Origin of the sequence: Solitalea koreensis (assembly GCF_900182575.1) — a bacterium.
Lineage (GTDB): Bacteria > Bacteroidota > Bacteroidia > Sphingobacteriales > Sphingobacteriaceae > Solitalea > Solitalea koreensis.
Genome location: NZ_FXSZ01000001.1, coordinates 672047 through 691176, shown reverse-complemented (window position 1 = coordinate 691176; position 19130 = coordinate 672047). Strand labels below are relative to the sequence as shown.

20 protein-coding genes are annotated in these 19130 nt (G+C 38.1%); 9 read left to right on the top strand and 11 right to left on the bottom strand.

Translation table 11 applies throughout. The features are described 5' to 3' along the window. The first annotated feature begins 212 nt into the window (after positions 1-212). A complete protein-coding gene (locus FN756_RS03050) occupies positions 213-929 on the top strand; it encodes a hypothetical protein (protein WP_142601336.1) in 717 nt (238 codons plus the stop codon). Between the two features lie 58 nt (positions 930-987). On the opposite strand, the gene FN756_RS03045 is transcribed toward FN756_RS03050, so the two are convergent. Further along, positions 988-1527: a C40 family peptidase gene (locus FN756_RS03045; RefSeq protein WP_246085406.1), complete on the bottom strand. Its 540-nt coding sequence runs from the start codon at positions 1525-1527 to the stop codon at positions 988-990. Between the two features lie 284 nt (positions 1528-1811). Between FN756_RS03045 and pdhA the strand changes: the two genes are divergently transcribed. Then, the gene (gene pdhA, locus FN756_RS03040; RefSeq protein ID WP_142601335.1) at positions 1812-2807 is read left to right on the top strand and encodes a pyruvate dehydrogenase (acetyl-transferring) E1 component subunit alpha; all 996 of its coding nucleotides are present in this window, start codon (positions 1812-1814) and stop codon (positions 2805-2807) included. Positions 2808-2921: 114 nt separating this feature from the next. After that, positions 2922-4163 carry a pyruvate dehydrogenase complex dihydrolipoamide acetyltransferase gene (locus FN756_RS03035; RefSeq protein ID WP_142601333.1) on the top strand — a complete coding sequence of 414 codons (1242 nt, stop codon included), beginning with the start codon at positions 2922-2924 and terminating at the stop codon, positions 4161-4163. 87 nt (positions 4164-4250) lie between these two features. Here FN756_RS03035 and FN756_RS03030 read toward each other — a convergent pair whose 3' ends face one another. Then, complete coding sequence (locus FN756_RS03030; RefSeq protein WP_142601331.1) at positions 4251-4628, bottom strand: transposase; 378 nt, start codon at positions 4626-4628, stop codon at positions 4251-4253. Between the two features lie 168 nt (positions 4629-4796). Between FN756_RS03030 and FN756_RS03025 the strand changes: the two genes are divergently transcribed. Then, entirely contained in the window at positions 4797-6575 is a 1779-nt protein-coding gene (locus FN756_RS03025) for a DUF885 domain-containing protein (protein WP_142601329.1), read from the top strand. Positions 6576-6799: 224 nt separating this feature from the next. Next, entirely contained in the window at positions 6800-8470 is a 1671-nt protein-coding gene (locus FN756_RS03020) for a beta-N-acetylhexosaminidase (RefSeq protein WP_142601328.1), read from the top strand. 65 nt (positions 8471-8535) lie between these two features. On the opposite strand, the gene FN756_RS03015 is transcribed toward FN756_RS03020, so the two are convergent. The 4 genes from FN756_RS03015 to lipA form a co-directional block, all read right to left on the bottom strand. Continuing rightward, positions 8536-11103, bottom strand: a complete 2568-nt coding sequence (locus tag FN756_RS03015; protein WP_142601326.1) for a family 20 glycosylhydrolase — start codon at positions 11101-11103, stop codon at positions 8536-8538. Between the two features lie 267 nt (positions 11104-11370). Beyond that, positions 11371-12150 carry an anti-sigma factor gene (locus FN756_RS03010; RefSeq protein WP_142601325.1) on the bottom strand — a complete coding sequence of 260 codons (780 nt, stop codon included), beginning with the start codon at positions 12148-12150 and terminating at the stop codon, positions 11371-11373. A 7-nt stretch (positions 12151-12157) separates the two neighbouring features. After that, positions 12158-12703, bottom strand: coding sequence for an RNA polymerase sigma factor (locus FN756_RS03005; RefSeq protein ID WP_246085405.1), 546 nt, complete (start codon positions 12701-12703; stop codon positions 12158-12160). A 3-nt stretch (positions 12704-12706) separates the two neighbouring features. Then, positions 12707-13591 carry a lipoyl synthase gene (gene lipA, locus FN756_RS03000; RefSeq protein ID WP_142601323.1) on the bottom strand — a complete coding sequence of 295 codons (885 nt, stop codon included), beginning with the start codon at positions 13589-13591 and terminating at the stop codon, positions 12707-12709. Between the two features lie 276 nt (positions 13592-13867). Here lipA and FN756_RS02995 point away from each other — a divergent pair, with 276 nt between their 5' ends. Then, positions 13868-14275, top strand: a complete 408-nt coding sequence (locus tag FN756_RS02995) for an OsmC family protein (protein WP_142601321.1) — start codon at positions 13868-13870, stop codon at positions 14273-14275. 131 nt (positions 14276-14406) lie between these two features. Here the strand turns inward: FN756_RS02995 and ytxJ are convergent, their stop codons facing one another. The 4 genes from ytxJ to FN756_RS02980 all read right to left on the bottom strand — a co-directional run bounded on the left by ytxJ (position 14407) and on the right by FN756_RS02980 (position 16430). Then, positions 14407-14736, bottom strand: a complete 330-nt coding sequence (gene ytxJ / locus FN756_RS02990) for a bacillithiol system redox-active protein YtxJ (protein ID WP_142601319.1) — start codon at positions 14734-14736, stop codon at positions 14407-14409. Positions 14737-14959: 223 nt separating this feature from the next. Further along, positions 14960-15115, bottom strand: coding sequence for a hypothetical protein (locus FN756_RS14400; protein ID WP_185955164.1), 156 nt, complete (start codon positions 15113-15115; stop codon positions 14960-14962). A 34-nt stretch (positions 15116-15149) separates the two neighbouring features. Beyond that, positions 15150-15638, bottom strand: coding sequence for a 6,7-dimethyl-8-ribityllumazine synthase (gene ribH / locus FN756_RS02985; protein ID WP_142601317.1), 489 nt, complete (start codon positions 15636-15638; stop codon positions 15150-15152). 105 nt (positions 15639-15743) lie between these two features. Then, the gene (locus FN756_RS02980) at positions 15744-16430 is read right to left on the bottom strand and encodes a tetratricopeptide repeat protein (protein ID WP_142601315.1); all 687 of its coding nucleotides are present in this window, start codon (positions 16428-16430) and stop codon (positions 15744-15746) included. Between the two features lie 88 nt (positions 16431-16518). Here FN756_RS02980 and recF point away from each other — a divergent pair, with 88 nt between their 5' ends. The 3 genes from recF to arsC all read left to right on the top strand — a co-directional run bounded on the left by recF (position 16519) and on the right by arsC (position 18434). After that, positions 16519-17667 carry a DNA replication/repair protein RecF gene (gene recF / locus FN756_RS02975; RefSeq protein ID WP_142601314.1) on the top strand — a complete coding sequence of 383 codons (1149 nt, stop codon included), beginning with the start codon at positions 16519-16521 and terminating at the stop codon, positions 17665-17667. Positions 17668-17709: 42 nt separating this feature from the next. Further along, positions 17710-18003, top strand: coding sequence for a DUF721 domain-containing protein (locus FN756_RS02970; RefSeq protein WP_142601312.1), 294 nt, complete (start codon positions 17710-17712; stop codon positions 18001-18003). A gap of 89 nt (positions 18004-18092) precedes the next feature. Then, positions 18093-18434 carry an arsenate reductase (glutaredoxin) gene (gene arsC / locus FN756_RS02965; RefSeq protein ID WP_142601310.1) on the top strand — a complete coding sequence of 114 codons (342 nt, stop codon included), beginning with the start codon at positions 18093-18095 and terminating at the stop codon, positions 18432-18434. 51 nt (positions 18435-18485) lie between these two features. On the opposite strand, the gene FN756_RS02960 is transcribed toward arsC, so the two are convergent. Further along, positions 18486-19055 (bottom strand): anthranilate synthase component II, encoded by a 570-nt coding sequence (locus FN756_RS02960; RefSeq protein WP_142601308.1) that lies wholly within the window; start codon positions 19053-19055, stop codon positions 18486-18488. Positions 19056-19130: the final 75 nt, after the last annotated feature.

Genomic DNA, 19130 nt, shown 5'->3' with positions numbered 1-19130 from the left:
CATTTTTAATAAACAGCCTGCATAATTTTAAAAATAATTAAAATATCGTTTGTTTTTGTTGAAAATATCAAAACGTTATCAGGCTCAATAGAACAGACTTCTTTGGTTCACAAGAAACTTTAAGCAAAATTTGTTTGACTATTTTTTTGAGATGGCTAAACATTTATTCTTCTCAAGTGGTTTTATTATTCAAAAGGAAAAGGAGCTGATCTATGATTACATGCTATACACTTCTACAAATTTTAAGTGATGGAGGTCCTATTTATGCAGAAACAAACTTACATAGAACCATTGTAGAGCCATTTAACGCTGCGTCAGGTTTGCTATTCGTTTTTTTAGCCATCTTCTGGTTTTATAAACTTAGAGGGAATTATAAAAAATATCCCTTTTTAAGCATTAGCTTGGTGGTTTTAACGATTGGGGCTATTGGAGGTACTCTTTATCATGCACTGCGCGAGTCAAAAGTATTCTTGTTGATGGACTGGCTTCCTATTGTAATCCTTTCGTTAATGGCCTCTTTCTATTTCCTTATTAGAGTTACAAAAAATGTAGTTCTATCTACTTCAATTTTTGCCCTGCTTATGGGCTTACAGTTTTTGATTTATAAACTTTCGGGAGAAGAAAATTCACATCTTAGCATTAACCTTAATTATATAACTATGGCAATTGTTATTGCGGGACCAACTATTTTCTTTCTTTTAATGCACAAGTTTTATAACTGGAGATTAGTTGCGATAGGCTTTACCGCCTTTGGAGTGGCCTTGTTTTTCAGAATTGCAGATAAATGGGCGATTTTACCGATGGGGACTCATTTTCTCTGGCATCTATTCGGGTTAATTGCCGTTAACTGTATGTTTCAATTTATTTATCATGTCAATACGTACGATGAACGTATTCTTATTCCAAGCCAGCAATCATTTTGGATTTAACTAAAAAAGGCCCCGATGAAGGAGCCTTGCTATATTAGGGTTTTAATACCTGTCCTAATTATTGTTGTTCTATTCTGCCGCCGGTAAAAAAGTAGCGCTTAAAGTAAGGGTCGTCTAAATTTCCTACTGAAACCCCTTTTGAAGAAGCCGAGTGAGCAAATTTTCCACCGCCCAAATATATTCCTATATGAGTAATAACTCTCGATTTAATTTTAAAGAACACGAAATCGCCTTCTTTTAACTCATCTTTCCCAACAGGGATCACATTTTTATAAATATCACGTGAACTTGCGCCGCCAAGGAATACATCATACACATAATCATAAACCTTGTTCACAAATCGAGAGCAATCGATTCCTTTACGCGAGTCTCCTCCAAAACGATAAGGGGTGCCCATCCAATTATAGACAAACTCGAATAGTTTAAGATTTGCTTTTGAGGCTACATTAAATCCAAAAAGTTGAGAATAATAGGTGCTTCCTAATGAATCAGGGTCAGAAATCTCTTTATTCAGAGGAGCTAGAGTTTTATTGATAGATTGACCGGAAACCGTGTTTACGGAAATAATACATATGAAAATAAGTAGGACTTTTCTCAAGGTTATTATTTTTTAATAATGCAAAAAAAGAGAATTAATAATTCAATAACAATGCCAAGGCTCCCTCTTCCCTAAGCCTTAGAATTCCCTTATACGACAAAGTAGTCTAAAAAGTTACGAAAGATCGCGAAGGTACTTAAAAAAAGGCATTAAAAATTACTATTCGTTCAAATAACCACGACATAGATTTAAAGTATTGAACAGATTAGTGTACTCTCGTTAGTGTTTTTTCAATTTTATTGTACATTTGCGTTCACAAAAATATCGCTTATAAACTATCTTTAATGAGTTCTGTAGCAATTACAAAAGAGACCTATTTACATTGGTATGAATCAATGTTATTAATGCGAAAATTTGAAGAGCGTTCAGGTCAACTATATGGTCAACAAAAAATCAGAGGATTTTGTCACTTATACATTGGTCAGGAAGCTGTTGCTGCCGGATCAATTTCGGCAACCCGTCCTGATGACGCATTTATTACTGCTTACCGCGATCATGCACTTGCTTTAGGCAAAGGCATGTCTGCAAGAGAATGTATGGCAGAATTGTTTGGTAAAGAAACCGGCTGTTCAAAAGGCAAAGGAGGATCAATGCACTTCTTTTCAAAAGAACATCGTTTTTTTGGCGGCCACGGTATTGTTGGAGGTCAAATTCCTTTAGGAGCAGGTATCGCTTTCGCTGAAGCATACAAAGGCACTGATACAGTATGTGTTTGTTACATGGGCGACGGCGCTGTTCGTCAAGGGGCTTTGAATGAAACATTCAACATGGCAATGATCTGGAACATTCCAGTAATTTTTGTTTGCGAAAACAATGGTTATGCAATGGGAACTTCAGTAGGTCGTACAACAAACATGCAAGACATTTATAAAATTGGGCTCGGCTTTGACATGCCTTCTGAACCAGTTGACGGAATGAGTTGCGAAGCTGTTCACGAAGCAATGGATCGTGCTGTACAACGTGCGCGCAGAGGCGAAGGTCCATCTTTTCTTGAAATTCGTACTTATCGCTACAAAGGACATTCAATGTCTGACCCGGCAAAATACCGTACCAAAGAAGAAGTAGAAGAGTATAAAGCAAAAGACCCAATTGAGCAAGTTAGAGCGACCATCGAATCGAAAGGCTATGCTGACCAAACTTGGTTTGATGAAGTAGAGGCCCGCGTAAAAGCGACTGTTGAAGATTCAGTAAAATTTGCTGAAGAGTCAAACTACCCAGATCCTTCAGAATTATACACTGATGTGTATGTTCAACAGGATTATCCATTCATTATGGACTAACAATCAGATTTGGACGTTCCAAATCGACAATGATATAGTGAGTTATGAGTGTTTAGCATTGGCTTTTCATTCGTAACTCTTATTTTGTACATCAATTTTAATCTGTAAGATACTATGGCTGAAGTTGTAAGAATGCCAAAGATGAGCGATACCATGAGTGAAGGGGTATTGGCTAAATGGCACAAAAAAGTGGGCGATAAAGTAAAATCCGGTGACTTAGTTGCTGAGGTTGAAACTGACAAGGCCACTATGGACTTTGAATCATTTCAAGAAGGCACTCTTCTTTATATAGGCGTTGAAGAAGGCCAAGCAGTTCCTGTAGATGCGATTATCGCGGTATTAGGAAATGAAGGAGAAGATTATAAATCATTATTAACAGAATCTGCACCAGCAGAATCAAAGGTGGGCTCGGAGCCAGTGGCTTCTGTTGCTGAAGTAACTACGGCAATTAAAGCAACCGCGCCTTCAGCTTCGGCTGCCGAAAGCGATTCGCGTGTTAAAGCATCTCCATTAGCTAAGAAAATTGCGGAAGAAAAAGGCATTGACCTTTCTCAAATTGCAGGCTCTGCTGATGGTGGTCGAATTGTAAAAAAAGACGTTGAAGCATTTACGCCTGCAACAGCATCAGCATCAACTGCTTCTAGCACGATTTCTGCCTCTTCATTCGCAGGACAAGAAAGCTACACTGAAGTACCTGTTTCGCAAATGCGTAAAGTTATCGCCAAACGATTGTCTGAAAGCAAGTTTACTGCGCCTCACTTCTATTTGAAGATGACCATAAACATGGACAAGGCGATTGAAACCCGTAGCAAACTGAATGAAATGTCATCTGTGAAGATTTCATTCAATGATATGGTACTTAAAGCAGTAGCTGTGGCCTTGAAACAACATCCAAATGTTAATTCAAGCTGGTTAGGCGATAAAATCCGTTACAATAATCATGTAAATATTGGTGTTGCTGTAGCTGTTGAAGACGGATTATTAGTTCCTGTAGTTCGCTTTGCAGATGGCAAATCGTTATCAGCGATTTCAACAGAAGTAAAAGATTTCGCTCAACGTGCAAAAGCTAAAAAACTTCAGCCTTCTGATTGGGAAGGATCAACTTTCACCATCTCTAACCTTGGCATGTTTGGCTTAGACGAGTTCACGGCGATCATCAACTCACCTGATTCATGCATTTTAGCTGTTGGTGGTATTAAAGAGGTTCCTGTTGTTAAAAACGGACAAATTGTTCCAGGCAATGAAATGAAAGTAACGCTTTCTTGCGACCACCGAGTAGTAGATGGCGCAACCGGCGCAGCCTTCCTTCAAACGTTGAAAAACTTGCTGGAAGAGCCATTACGCATGTTGGTATAATCTAACGATAATTAAATAAAGCAAAAGCCCCGAACTGTTTACAGCTCGGGGCTTTTGCTTTATGGGATCTACTATAATCATTTTTTACTAAACAGGACGTGTCCCCCTCAGGTTATGTATTTGGCTAATAATTCGGGTCATTTGAGAGACAGGATATAATTCGGATTGAAAACCAGACTCCCATTCTAAGGTTTCCTCAATACCTGTTTTTCTGTTAAGCCAGTTAATATTTGTTTCTTTTATTTCATTAATTAAGTCGTTCAAATGCTGTTCATTGAACATTTCAATAAAAACATGGATTTCAGCCAACGTACAATTAATAGCAAGCAACTTATGCCCGGCTTCACATACCATGTCGGCAATCCGAACAAGCAATTCATCGCACCAACTTTCCAGCTCAAGAGCTGAAATATCCTTCATCGTAAAGATGAGGCGTATTTGCTTTTTAGAATCAATAGGTGTCATATATTATTGCTAAATTAACCGAACAAACCATAAATACGAAGAGTTATTCTATCGATAAATAGATATTTAAGATTAGAAGTTCAACTCTTTAATAAAGGCTCCCTAAAAATGCAATTCATTTAAACAATACTGAACTTTTTATAGCTTTATTTTACAATTTTAAAACGTATGCATAAATTTTCAATAATCGTTTGTTTGGCCCTAATTGTTGGGGGCTGCAAACAATCGCCTGTGAGTGGTGGCGATGACAATACCTCTGTCAAAATCAACAAGATGTTTAATAACTACTGGGAAGACCGAATGAAACTCTACCCATTAGAGGCTACTACTAACGGTGATAATCGCTATAATGATCTATTGCCAAATGATGGAAGTCGTGAATACCTAGCTCAAACCCATTCCTTTTACACTCGCTATCTGGATTCTATAAACACTTTTGATCGCGAGAAACTCAGTGAAAATGACAAAATAAGTTACGATGTATTTAAGCGTGAAATGCAAATGAACTTGGATGGATACAAATACCATACCGAGTACATGCCGCTTCAACAGTTTTGGAGCATGCATTTAACCATGCCGCAATTAGGCTCAGGTGAAGGCAATCAGCCGTTTAAAACCGTTCAGGATTATGACAATTTCCTTAGTCGTATTAAAAGTTTTAACGTTTGGGCTGATACTGCAATTGCCAATATGAGAACAGGGGTTGCCAAAGGTTATGTTCTCCCACAAAAGCTAACTATTAAAGTGATTCCTCAATTAGAGACCATTGTTACGTCCGACGTCACAAAGAACATATTCTACGGTCCAATAAATCATTTTCCGAAAGACTTTTCAGAAGCCGATAAAAAACGCCTTACCGAAGCTTACACCAAGGCTATTAAAGAGGATATTATTCCTACTTATCAAAAGCTGGCTACTTTCATGAAAAATGAATATTTGCCGAAATCAAGAACCAGCACTGGTATCGATGCTATTCCAAATGGCAAGGATTACTATAACTACTTAATTCGCTATTGGACTACGACCAATAAAACTCCTGATGAAATTTTTACGTTAGGGGAGCAGGAAGTAGCTCGTTTGCGAACAGAAATGGAAAATATAAAGGATGAAACTGGTTATAAAGGTGATTTGAAATCATTTTTTACTTATGTAAGTACCGACAAGAAGTTTATGCCTTTTAAAACTCCCAAAGAAGTAATCGACGCTTTTTGGGCGATTAAAGCAAAAGAAGATCCTATGTTAAAGAAGTTGTTCAATCATGTGCCTAAAACCAAATTTGAGATTCGGCAGACAGAGGCCTTCCGAGCGGCTTCTTCATCGGCTGAGTATAGCCAAGGTTCGTCAGACGGGTCACGTCCAGGTATTTTCTACACACCAATTCTTGATGCTACCAAATTTAACTACACCGGTATGGAAACGCTTTTCCTTCATGAAGCCATTCCGGGCCATCATTATCAAATCTCTTTACAACAAGAAAATGATTCCCTGCCAAAATTTCGTCGTTTTAGCTGGTACGGCGCTTACGGCGAAGGCTGGGCCCTTTATGCAGAATCGCTCGGTAAAGAGTTAGGGCTTTTTACAGATCCTTATCAATATTTAGGACATTTAACTGATGCCATCCACAGATGCATCCGTTTAGTGGTAGACGTAGGCATGCACACAAAAGGATGGTCACGTGAAAAAGCAATTCAGTACATGGTAGATAATGAGCGCATCACTGAACCTGAAGCGATTGCCGAAATTGAACGTTATATGGCAATACCGGGCCAGGCCCTTTCTTATAAAATTGGTCAGTTAAAAATCAGAGAATTAAGAACGCGATATGAAAATAGCATGGGCGAGAAGTTTAATGTTGCTGAATTCCATAATCAGGTGTTAAAAGACGGTTGCTTGCCATTAGATGTATTTGAGCAGAAAATGGAAGCCTGGGCGGCCTCACTAAAGTAGAAACAAAAAAAACGTTATAAAACAAAATGGCTACCCTAACAAGTAGCCATTTTGTTTTATTAACTAGCTTAACTCCATTAAAATGAGAATGGAAAGGCGAAGGTTTTAATAAAAAATTAAGCATATTTGATGTTTGATTAACAATAACATAAAACAAGCTTCAAAAGATAACTTGTTTTCCAAATTTTTATGTACGTTATCCATAAACTTATCACGATTCAATTATGAAAAAAACAATTCTGTATCTTTTTTTAGCAATTCTTACGCTCAATTTTAGCGTAAGTAAAGCTCAAACAAATGCTGATCGCTACCCCCTCATTCCAATGCCTGCAAGTTTAGTTGCTAAGAACGGCGCTTTTGAAATTAATTCAAAAACTAAAATTGCATTAAAAAGCAATGATCCTGCACTCAAAACGGCAAGTGACTTTTTAATTGAAACACTGCAGCCATCAACAGGGATTAAACTGAATTACTCAAAGAAAGCTTCTTCTAATTGTATTGTTTTTAACCTTGATAACTCTATTAAGAACAAGGAAGGATATAGACTCAAAATTGCTTCTAACCAAATTACCGTAAGTTCAAAAACTCCTGTCGGTGCTTTTTTGGCAATTCAAACCATTCGTCAGTTGTTGCCAGCTGAAGTGGAACAAAAAGAACTTGTTAGCAACATAAAATGGGTGGTTCCTTGCGCTGATATTGAAGATGCTCCTCGTTTTGAATACCGCGGAATGCACCTGGATGTTGGCCGCCACATGTTTCCTACAGCGTTTATCAAAAAATATATTGATATGCTCGCGTTGTACAAATACAATACTTTTCATTGGCATTTAACAGAAGATCAAGGCTGGAGAATAGAAATTAAACAATACCCTAAATTAACCAGTATTGGCTCATGGAGAAAAGAAACCGCAGTAGGAAGAACTGGTTCAGGTACTCCAATTCTTAATCGCAAATATGACAATACTCCATACCAAGGTTTTTATACACAAGAAGAAGTAAAGGAAATTGTTAAATATGCACAAGATCGTTTTATAACCGTTATACCGGAAATTGAAATGCCTGGTCACTCTTTGGCGGCATTAACGGCTTATCCGCAATTAGGCTGTAGCGGTGGCCCTTATGAGGTTGCTACTCATTGGGGTGTTTTCAATGATGTTTATTGTCCGAAAGAAGAAACCTTTACTTTTCTTGAAAATGTGTTGACCGAAGTAATGGCTCTTTTCCCAAGTAAATACATCCATATTGGTGGTGATGAAAGTCCGAAGGTGCGTTGGAAAAACTGCTATCACTGTCAAATGATGATCAAAGAAAAAGGTTTGAAAGATGAACATGAATTGCAAAGTTATTTCATCCAACGAATGGAGAAATTCATCAATTCTAAGGGCCGTAAAATCATAGGTTGGGATGAAATATTAGAAGGAGGATTAGCTCCTGATGCTACGGTTATGTCGTGGAGAGGGGTTAAAGGAGGCATTGAGGCAGCAAAACAGCACCACGATGTCATCATGACCCCAGGTGAATTTTGCTATTTCGATCATTACCAAGCAAAACCTGAACAAAATGAGCCTTTAGCCATTGGCGGATACCTTCCACTTGACCGAGTGTATTCATATGAACCTATTCCAACGGAATTAAACGCTGAAGAAGCTAAATATATTAAAGGAGCTCAAGCTAACGTTTGGACTGAATACATTCCGACTACAGAACAAGTTGAGTATATGGTTTACCCACGTGCGCTTGCACTTTCAGAAGTTGTTTGGACCGCTAAAGACAAAAAAGACTATTCAAACTTTATACTTCGATTCAAAAAACAAAGTCAACGACTTGATATGCTAAATATTAATTATGCTAAACATGTGTTAGCAGAAGACTATCAGGCTACCCCTTCTAAATAATCATTTTATACAAAAATAAAAACGGGCGACATGATACGTGTCGCCCGTTTTGTTTATGAATATTTCTAGTTGTTTTTAATTTCCTCTACCCGACTGCTTCTTCCTATTCCATCAAATACAGATAGCTTTATACTTCCTTTTTCAGTGATCGGGCCTTTATATAAGGGGCTTTTCACGGTAGGTGTTAATCCGTTTGTTGTATAGCGGATAGCAAATCCAGGGAGTTGCACATTTGCTTTTACTGTTCCGTTTTCGGCAATAACGCCAGGAGTTGGTATCCGGTATTTAAATCCTCCGGCATAATAATTCAAACGAGGAAGTTCACGCTTGCTCACCACATTAATAAACTGCGACCATGATTGGCTATACAGGCTTTCGGCTTTAACTTCATCTTTTTCGGTTGCCCATTCAGGATTTTTAGCCCAGGCTCTTTCTGCTAATCCTAATAACTTAGGAAGGATCATGTATTCCATCCTTTCGGTAGAAGTAATTGTTTCGGAGAACAACAAACCTTGAATGCCAACAATATTCGATTTGCCTACATCCGTTAATTTTTCTTTGTCGTTTTGAAAAGTAGCCGGCAACTTATTGCCCATTCGATCCTGTTTCATGTTTTTCAAATAATCGAGCGGAATAAATGAAAACAGTTTATCGACATCGACAAAACCACCCCAATAATACCCTTGCTCGTCGAACGATTTAGTATATGACATATCAAAATACAAGTTACTTACCGGTGATAAAACAACTTTGTAACCCGCATTTGCCAACTTATACGCTAAATCTTCCGAACCCCAGCCGATAACGTTGTTCCATACATCCAAGTGAATATTTTGATTTGCAAAATCAGGATTAGGAATAGTGATTTTTTGAGCATCGACCCTTGTTTTGCGTAAGCCAACCTCTTCCCATCCATATAAGTAGAGGTTATATGTTTTGAGCAGTTGATTCACATTTTCATAGAAATAGTACCATAAGTCATCTGTAGTTTTTATAGCACTGTTCTCTTGCTTTATTTTTGCGAATGCCGGAGATTTCGCCCAAGATCCGGCAGGAACTTCATCGCCTCCCATGTGAATCGTTTCCAGCTGGGCGCCGGCTTCTTTATACATCAAAACAAGTTCGTCTACCACTTTAGCCAGAAATTTATAGGTTGAGGGCATTGAAACATCCATCACATTATCATTCCAGCCTTGAACGGAATGATGTTCAGATTTATCGTTTATTGCACGTAATAAATAATTTTCCGCCTCCTCTTTTTTACCCGCTTTCAGCAAACGATCATACCGCACCTGCATGGAAATAATTGCAGCACGAGCGTGACCCGGTCCTTCAATTTCTGGAATAACCCTAATATGTCGTTCAGTAGCATATTTTAATATTTCGATAAAATCAGCCTTTGTATAATACCCACTTCCCGAACTGTTATTGTCGGGGCCTGAGCCAAACGATGGAGGCAGTTGAGCTTTATCAAAATCCCGATGCCCGCGCTTTCCTCCAATTTCCGTTAGTTCGGGCAGGCCAGGTATTTCAATTCTCCATCCTTCATCTTCAGTTAAATGAAAATGAAACACATTGATTTTGTAAAGCGCCAATAGATCCAGAGTTTTTAAGATTTCGGATTTCGGCTGAAAATTACGGGCTACATCAAGCATAAAGGCACGCCATGCAAATCGAGGTGCATCTTTTACTTCAACCGCTGGAACAGCAATCGATTTTTGAACGAATGCCCAGGATTGTGCCGGTAATAGTGATTTTAACGATTGTATGCCATAAAACATACCAATGGAAGTAGCCGCAGTAATTACGATTCCTTCGGTGCCAACATTCAACTGATAGGCTTCATTGGCCATATTACCCAGACGCAACTGAATGGAATTTGTCTTTGCAGCAGGAGAAATTATCGGTTTTTTACCTACTACTTTTTGTAGTTCTGCTGATAAATAAGCCGCATCTTTTTTGAAAGCGGGATCAGTAACAATTGTTACGTCCGACTTTAAATTAAATGATCCTGGTTTTTCCTGATAGTCAACCGGCGTGGGAAATATTTTTATGAGTTTTTCGGCTTGGATATCGGCAATTGCCTTGTTAGTATTGTACACAACATCGGCTGTCGAGACCGGAAGAATATCTCCCGCAGTTCGGGTTAATTGACGAATTTCTGTTGAAGGCAGAATTTTATAGTTTGTTAACGGAATGCCTTTATTGGGTTCATTGTCAAAAACTAAATATAAACCCGATGGAGCGTCAGCACTGTTCAGCGACCAATCATTGGCAATCATTTCAAATCGCACCGATTGACCTGGAGCTATTCCCTTAAAATTTGCGGTAGGTTTTATGCGATTTAAATCACCGTTAATGTGTTCTACCTTAAAATCTTTCTGTTCAAAAGTAGTATCAATACCCCTTGGTAAATTAAAATAGATGCTCCAGCCTTTTGCCGGAATTTCTTTTGTGGATGTATTCGTAAAAACAAAAGCGGATAGATATTTCGGCATTCCTTTATAACTATTCTCCACCAATCCCCATTGAACACCAATTTCTTTTGAATTAAGGTTTGATGCTATTTTTTGTGCGTTTGCCGTAAATAAAACACCTGTGCATAACATTAAACTAATGCTGTATTTTCTCATGAGATGTATCTAGGTTTAAGAATGTTAGATCGATGAATATTGAATTAACTATACTAAAAAAGGTATAAATTTTTACAAAACAGAATTTTCATCCTAAAAGATAATGTAAGATGAAGCTTGCTTTCAATGGTTTTTAGATTTCTGAAAGTGTTTCATAATTCTCTATTAAAGGATTAGACTTATGCAAAAAGGATGGTGAACAAAAAACGCCAACCCAAAGGTTAGCGTTTCAGTATCGTGTAATCAATAGTTTCCCGTGTAATTCATTTATATTTTACCCATCACGTACATTTGCTCCATTGTTGGGTTTACGCTTCCTCCTTTAGGTTCAAGGGTTACCGCAAATGCTACTGCATTGTTTATATCTTTCATTTGGAGCATGCCTGAGTTATCGGGTTGAACATCAAAAACACCAGCATCAACCGGCTTTCCATCTACAATAGCCCAAAGCTGATATTGATGGTTGGCATCGTTTTGAGGCAGTTTCATCATATCAATCATTACATGGTTCGATTGTTTGTCCCAATAAACCATCATTTCATTTCCAGGAAACGAAGGAGTAGATTCTAAATGAACCTTTAAAAAAGTCGGTTTACGTAAAACGCCTTGGTACTGAGTGTATTCTTCACGAAGCGAGGCCATGTTAGCCACAATTTTATTGTTGTCATCACGCATTGCAACCAATTCTCTTTCAGCGTTTTTCCATTTTTCCCAAAAAGTAAATGCGGCAACACTGCTGATGAGTAATAACGTAACGCAAGCAGCTAATCCGTAGGCAAATAAGCGCGTTGGATATAATGGAATTACGGGTTTTTCAGCGCGCGGGCCTTCAATTTTGGCCATTATTCGCTCCTTTACGGCCGGAGTTGGCTCAATGGCCATTTTCATGGATACTTGTTCAAGCGTTTCTTCTATTTTGGCGAGTTCGGCAGCAATTTCAGGATGTTCAACGGCCATAGCTTGAACTTTGGCTGCTTCGGCGGCTGTTAGATCACCGAAAACATACATTTCTAATATGCCTGATTCTATGTATTCTTTTACTTCCACCGCTAAATCAATTAAAATATTTACGTAATTCTAGTATAGCCATGCGCAAACGGGTTTTAACCGTTCCCAATGGAATGTCAAGCTCATCTGCTACTTCTTGCTGTTTATAGCCATTGAAGTAAACAAGTTCCACTACGATCTTGTGCTCAGGTTTCAGTTTATTTAGAAGATCTTTAAGGCCAATATGATCGGGCGACATTGATAAATTCTTAAAAACATCTATGGTATCTACGTTGTCTTCAAGATCTTGGTTTTTGACCTCGTTTTTAAACGATTTGGAACGAATTTTATCAATGGCCTGATTGCGGGCTATATTCGCCATCCAGGTAAACAAGCGACCTTTTGTGCTGTCGTAATAAGCGCCGTTATTCCATATTTTCAGAAAGACCTCTTGCAAAACATCTTCGGCTTCTTCATCTACCTGTACAATTCGCGAGATGATACCGTACAAAGCAGCCGAATACATAGCATACAATGCATCCATGGCAATTTTTTGCTTCGCGTGTAAAGCCCGCACTAATTCTTCTTCGGATAGTGTTACTCTTTTTGCCAATGTTTAGCTGTTTAAAGGAAATAAATGCTTTTCAGCATGGTATGATGATCGAACCAGCGGACCGCTTTCTACATATTTAAATCCTTTCTGCAAACCCACCTCTTTGTATTTAGCAAACTGATCAGGGTGTATAAACTCAATAATAGCGTGATGGTTTTTGGTAGGTTGTAAGTATTGGCCTACAGTTAAAATGTGGACACCTGCTTCCAAAAGGTCGTCCATCGCCTCAAAAACTTCTTCTTCTGTTTCTCCGAAGCCCAGCATAATGCCCGATTTGGTACGCAATCCAGCAGCATTAATACGGCGAAGGCATTCCAAGCTACGATCATATTTAGCTTGAATACGGATTTCACGGGTAAGGCGGCGAACGGTTTCAATGTTATGCGAAACTACTTCTGGTTTAACGGCTAATACGCGTTCCAAATTCTCCCAAATTCCTTTAAAGTCAGGAAGCAGTGTTTCCATGGTTGTTTCCGGACTTTTGGCACGAATTGCATTGATCGTTTCAGCCCAGATGGTAGAACCACCATCTTTCAGGTCGTCACGGTCAACCGAAGTAATTACACAGTGTTTTACCTGCATAAGTGCTACGGAAGTTGCTACGCGCTCTGGTTCATCCAATTCAACAGCCAGCGGGCGGCCGGTTGCCACAGCGCAAAATGAACAGGAACGCGTACAAATATTACCTAAAATCATAAATGTAGCCGTTCCTTCTCCCCAACATTCACCCATGTTAGGGCAGTTACCACTTTCACAAATGGTGTGTAACTTATGCTTGTCGACCAATGAACGAACATGTGCGTATTCTTTGCCCGTAGGCAGTTTCACGCGCAACCAGTCTGGTTTTTTTATTTTATTTTCGGCTTTAACAACCGGCAGTTCTATCATAACTAACCCCTTATTCTTATGTGCATAACTCTTTACAACATGAAAATGTTTCTAAAAAAGAGTTATAGTCGTTTTTTTAGCGATTTGCAAATATCCTAATTTATATACTAATACTAAACTTTGAATTGTCTCATTTTAGTCATAAACTTTTTGAGGGTAAATTTCTGATCTAGAATTTAGTTATTGGTTAGCTTGAATTTTATTAAGATCTTATTTTTGCTGGCTAATCATATCTGTTAACTGTTAATCATTTACTAAAAACAAAAAACAAAAAACATGGCAACATCAAAAACGATTTATAAAGGAGATTTAAGAACTGAAGCCACGCATCTTCAATCAGGGACTACAATTGTAACCGATGCGCCAACTGATAATAACGGTAAGGGCGAAGCCTTTTCACCAACTGATTTAGTAGCAACAGCTTTGGGGAGTTGCGCTATGACAATTATGGGCATTGTTGCCAATCGTGAGAATATTGATTTGGCAGGTACAGCATTTGATGTTACTAAGATCATGGGAACCGAACCGCGTCGTATTACAGAAGTTCATGTGAATTTTAATTTTCCACAGCTTAATATTGACGATCGCCAGCGTAAATTATTAGAAAATGCAGCGTTAACATGCCCTGTAGCGAAGAGTTTAAGCCCTGAACTGCTTCAAACTATTAAGTTTAACTGGCAGTAATAGTTCATTGGGAGTATTTGTGAATAGCTTTTCAATCATTGAACTAATGACAATAAAAACAAAGAGTCGCTCTTGTTAAGAAAGCGACTCTTTGTTTATAAATTTATATTCATAGAACTATTCACCAAGCACTAATTCATTTGCTCCAGCAAATCATCAACGCTGATTTCTCCATGAGATGATTCATAGATACATTCTCCATCTTTAATCAACAACATTTGCGGAGATTGGTGATGCACTTGAAAAAGTTCTGCAGTTTTGTTAGAAATGTCTCGATAGGATAATAAATCCAGATAATACACCGGAACATTGTGGGGAATGTCGGCCCCGTATTGTTCAAAACTTCGCTTTGCCATTACACTAATTGAGCAGCGAGTACTGTGTTTAAAAATAACACTATAAGCGTTTGATTGCTTAATTTCTTCAAGCTGTTCAACAGCATCAAGGTTAATCCAATTCATAAAGGTTTAATCTAAGATTTTTTGGGTTTACGAACGGTAGAATATGCAGGGCATTTTTCACCTGTAGAACATCCTTCTAGTACAGCACCTGCAATAAACGAGCAGAGTAAAAATATAGCTAATTTTTTCATCTTAGTTGAGTTGGTTGGGCAAAAGTTAGTGATTAAATGTGGAGTAGACTTTTTGTTCAACAATTATACCAAGTGTTTGATTATCAGTAGTGTTAGTCTTTGAATCGATCCTTCTTCTTTCCTTTTGATGTTACAGCTTTAGCCGGATAATTAGATCTGTAAGCAGGGCAATGTTCACTTGATGAACACGATTCTAAGACAGAGGCAGCCAGAAAAGCCGTAAGTAAAAAGATAGCTGTTTTTTTCATATAACAGTTTATACGAAAAAACAGCGACTAAGTTTTACTTTCTCAGTTTTTTTGCAAGATCAACCATTTTGATGGCAGTAACAGCCGCTTCATCGCCTTTGTTCCCATGTTTCCCTCCTGAACGATCAATCGCTTGCTGCAGGTTGTTGGTAGTTAGCACGCCGAAAATTACAGGTTTGTTGTACTTAACAGCTACTTCAGTAATTCCGGTTGCTACAGCATTGCAAATGAAATCGAAATGGCGGGTTTCTCCTTGTACCACACAGCCTAAGCAGATAATCGCGTCGTAGTTGTTGCTCTCAATCATTAATTGAGCTCCACTGGTAAGTTCATAACTGCCAGGTACGGTAACTGTATGGATGTCTTCAGCACCGTATTTTTTCAGGGTATTTACAGCACCTTCCATTAAGCTGCCTGTTACTTTTTCGTTCCACTCCGAAACTACAATGCCGAATTTCATGCCAATTGCTGAAGGGATTTCGATGCTGGAAAAATCGGATAGGTTTTTAAATACTGTTGCCATATGTGTAAAAATAAAACAGCGGATTAAAACAGTGTGATTTTATACTACTACTGCTTAATCCGCTGCTGTTAAAATTTTGAACTAATTATTTCTTCAAAAGGCTGATTACATTTTCGCTTCGATACGAGCTATGTATTCATCGATTTGACGTGCTTGATAAGAATCAGCGTAGTCAGTCTTAATTTTTTTATAAGCATCTAATGCTTTATCGTTCTCTTTCAATTCTTCATAAACCAAGCCTAATTTCATAAGATAGGTTGCCGAAAAACCTTTCAAGTTTTTATCAGCAGCTTTTTTGTAGAAATCAGCCGCCTTGTTGTAATCTTTCAATTCGCTGTAAGCATCACCAATTGCACCTAACGCGGTAGTGCCAGTGATATCGTCTTTTGCACTATAATCGTTCAGGTTGTCGATCGCTTTTTGAAACTCACCTTTTTTCAAGTAAGAAACACCTGCATAGTAGTAAGCCAAATTAGCTGATTTGGTACCACGGTAGTCTTCAATAATTTTTAAGAAACCAGGGTAGTTACCATCGCCGTTTAATGCTTTGTCTAATGAATCGGCTTCAAAATATTGCTCAGCTCTAAACATATTGTCTTGAGCGTCAATTTCGCGAGGAGCTAAGTAAAATTTTGTATATCCGAAATACAAAAGTACCATTGCTACTACAACACTACCAATAATGGTTAAGCTCTTTTGGTTTTCGGTGATAAAAGTCTCAGTCTTTCCGAATTGCGCCTGTAAATCTAATCCATCTGCTTCCGGATGGGTATTTTGCTGATTTTTTGCCATTTGTAATTAATTAGGATCGCAAAAATACAATTTTATTAATTTCACACAAGTACCTTAAATTAAAACCCATATTCTTAATTTTGGAACGATGTACCTTCAGAAATTAACCCTCCTCAATTTTAAAAATTATATAGAGGCCGAACTTCATTTTAATGACGGAGTTAACTGTTTTGTGGGGAATAATGGGGCCGGGAAAACTAATTTGCTTGATGCTATACATTATCTGTCTCTTTGTAAGAGTTATTTCAACCCTGTGGATAGCCAGCAAATACGTTATGAACAAGACTATTTTATGCTGCAAGGAGTTTTTGAGAAGGGTGGAAACGAAGAAGTTATCTTTTGCGGACTGAAAAAGAATCAGAAAAAGCAGTTCAAGCGCAACAAGAAAGATTATGGCAGATTGGTCGATCACATCGGGCAGTTTCCGCTGGTAATGATATCTCCTTATGATATTAGCTTAGTTATAGAGGGAAGTGAAGAACGTCGGAAGTTTGTTGACAACGTGATATCGCAAACGGATAATCGCTATTTGGATATGCTCATTGTTTACAATAAAAATCTGGCAAACCGTAACAGCCTTTTGCGACAATTTGCTGACAGAGGAGCAGTTGATGAAGACCTGCTTTCCATATATGATGAACAAATAATAAGCGCAGGAACAGCGATTTATCATAAACGGAAAGCATTTTTGGAGACTTTTACAGAAATATTCAATAAGCATTACAAATACATTAGTGCCGAAGCTGAACAAGTAACGTTGGTTTACGAGTCACAATTAAACACTGAGGATTTTGCTGCCGGACTGAAACGGACACTCGCAAAAGATCGTGTTTTACAACGAACCAATTTTGGTATTCATAAGGATGAGCTTGAATTTGGCATTCATGGGTATGCATTGAAAAAGTTTGGTTCACAAGGACAACAAAAATCATTTCTTATTGCCCTTAAACTTGCTCAGTATAGTTACTTGTATCAGGTAAAAGGGTTTAAACCTTTACTGCTGCTTGATGATATCTTTGATAAACTGGATGATTTACGCATTAAAAAATTAATGCAAATGGTGGTTCAGGATAATTTCGGCCAGATTTTTATAACCGACACTAACCGTGAGCGTACTGAAAAGGTTTTCAATGAAATTGGGGTTCCTATTAATGTGTTTGAAGTTTATCGGGGAGAAATAGTCGCGATGGATAAAGATCCAGTTGATAAATCTGAATCAATGAATAAAAAGCAATAAATGCTGCTCATTAAAAATTAAAATCAATCCAATAAAAACCTCATGTTTAAAAAGTCAAACGAGCAAACTATGAAAGAAGCCATCGATTTATTGATGGAAACATATAGGCTCAAGGAGAAGTATGCCGAGGTAAATATTGTTGAATCATGGGCCCAAATTATGGGGCCAACGGTAGCCAACCTTACTACCGAAATTTATATCAGAAATAAAAAATTATACATCTGTTTAGATTCTGCTGTGCTTCGTAAGGAGCTGTCGATGGCTAAAGAAAAGATCATTGAAGTTGTAAATGAAAAGGCCGGAGCGCGTACAATTTTAGATGTAATCTTTTTATAAGTAGAATTTAAAGCAAAGTCATGCAGAGCGCTCGAAGCTCCTAGTAACTAAAGTTTTCGACTCCGCTCAAGCTGGAAATATTAAAAAATATGAAAATACTCCATAATCCCCGTTGTTCAAAAAGCCGGGAGGCGTTAAAGTTATTAGAGGAGAAAGGTGTTAAGCCAGAGGTGATTAAATACATGGATGATCACTTGTCTTTATCCGATTTGAAAAATATTATTGATTTATTAAGGATAAAACCGGTACAGTTAGTCAGGACAAAAGAGTCCTTTTGGAAAGAAAATTTCGCGGGAAAAAATTTAAGCGATGATGAGATTGTTCAGGCGATGATTGATTTTCCTCAACTGATGGAACGCCCAATTGTGATAGAAGGGGACCGCGCAATTATCGGTCGTCCTACTGAAAAAGTGATCGAATTATTACCCTAAAAAGCTTAAAAGTGTTCTTTAAGGTTCTGTCAGCACCTTAAAGAATACTTTTTATTTTGTTAACCAATTGGATAACATTTGCTTACCGCTTTCGGTTAATACCGACTCCGGATGAAACTGAACGCCCCTAACATCATATTCTGAATGGCGCATTGCCATGATGGTTCCATCATCTGATAAAGCGGTAACCTTTAAAACCGCTGGTAAATTTTCATTCGAAATCGCCCATGAATGGTAATGACCGATTTTTACATGCTGCGGAACATCCTGAAATAAAAGTTCATTTTTATCAACGATATTGATTGGAGAGGCTACGCCATGCAACACCCTCGATAGGTTGAAAAGCGTGGCGCCAAATGCTTCGCCAATAGCCTGATGTCCAAGGCAAACGCCAAGGATGGATTTGGTCGGTGCATAGCGTTTGATCAATTCGGGCATGATTCCGGCTTCATCGGGTAAGCCTGGGCCAGGTGAAAGAATAATCTTATCGTAATTTTTCACATCCTCCAAGCTGATTTTATCATTGCGGAATACATCCAATTCTCCAATCCCAATTTCACCCACCAAATGCACAAGGTTGTAGGTGAACGAATCGTAGTTATCTAATATTAATAGTTTCATTGGCCTCCCCTAACCCCTCCGAAAGAGGGAATTCTTATGTTAAGTTTATATAGTTTATTTTATTATCTCAATTAG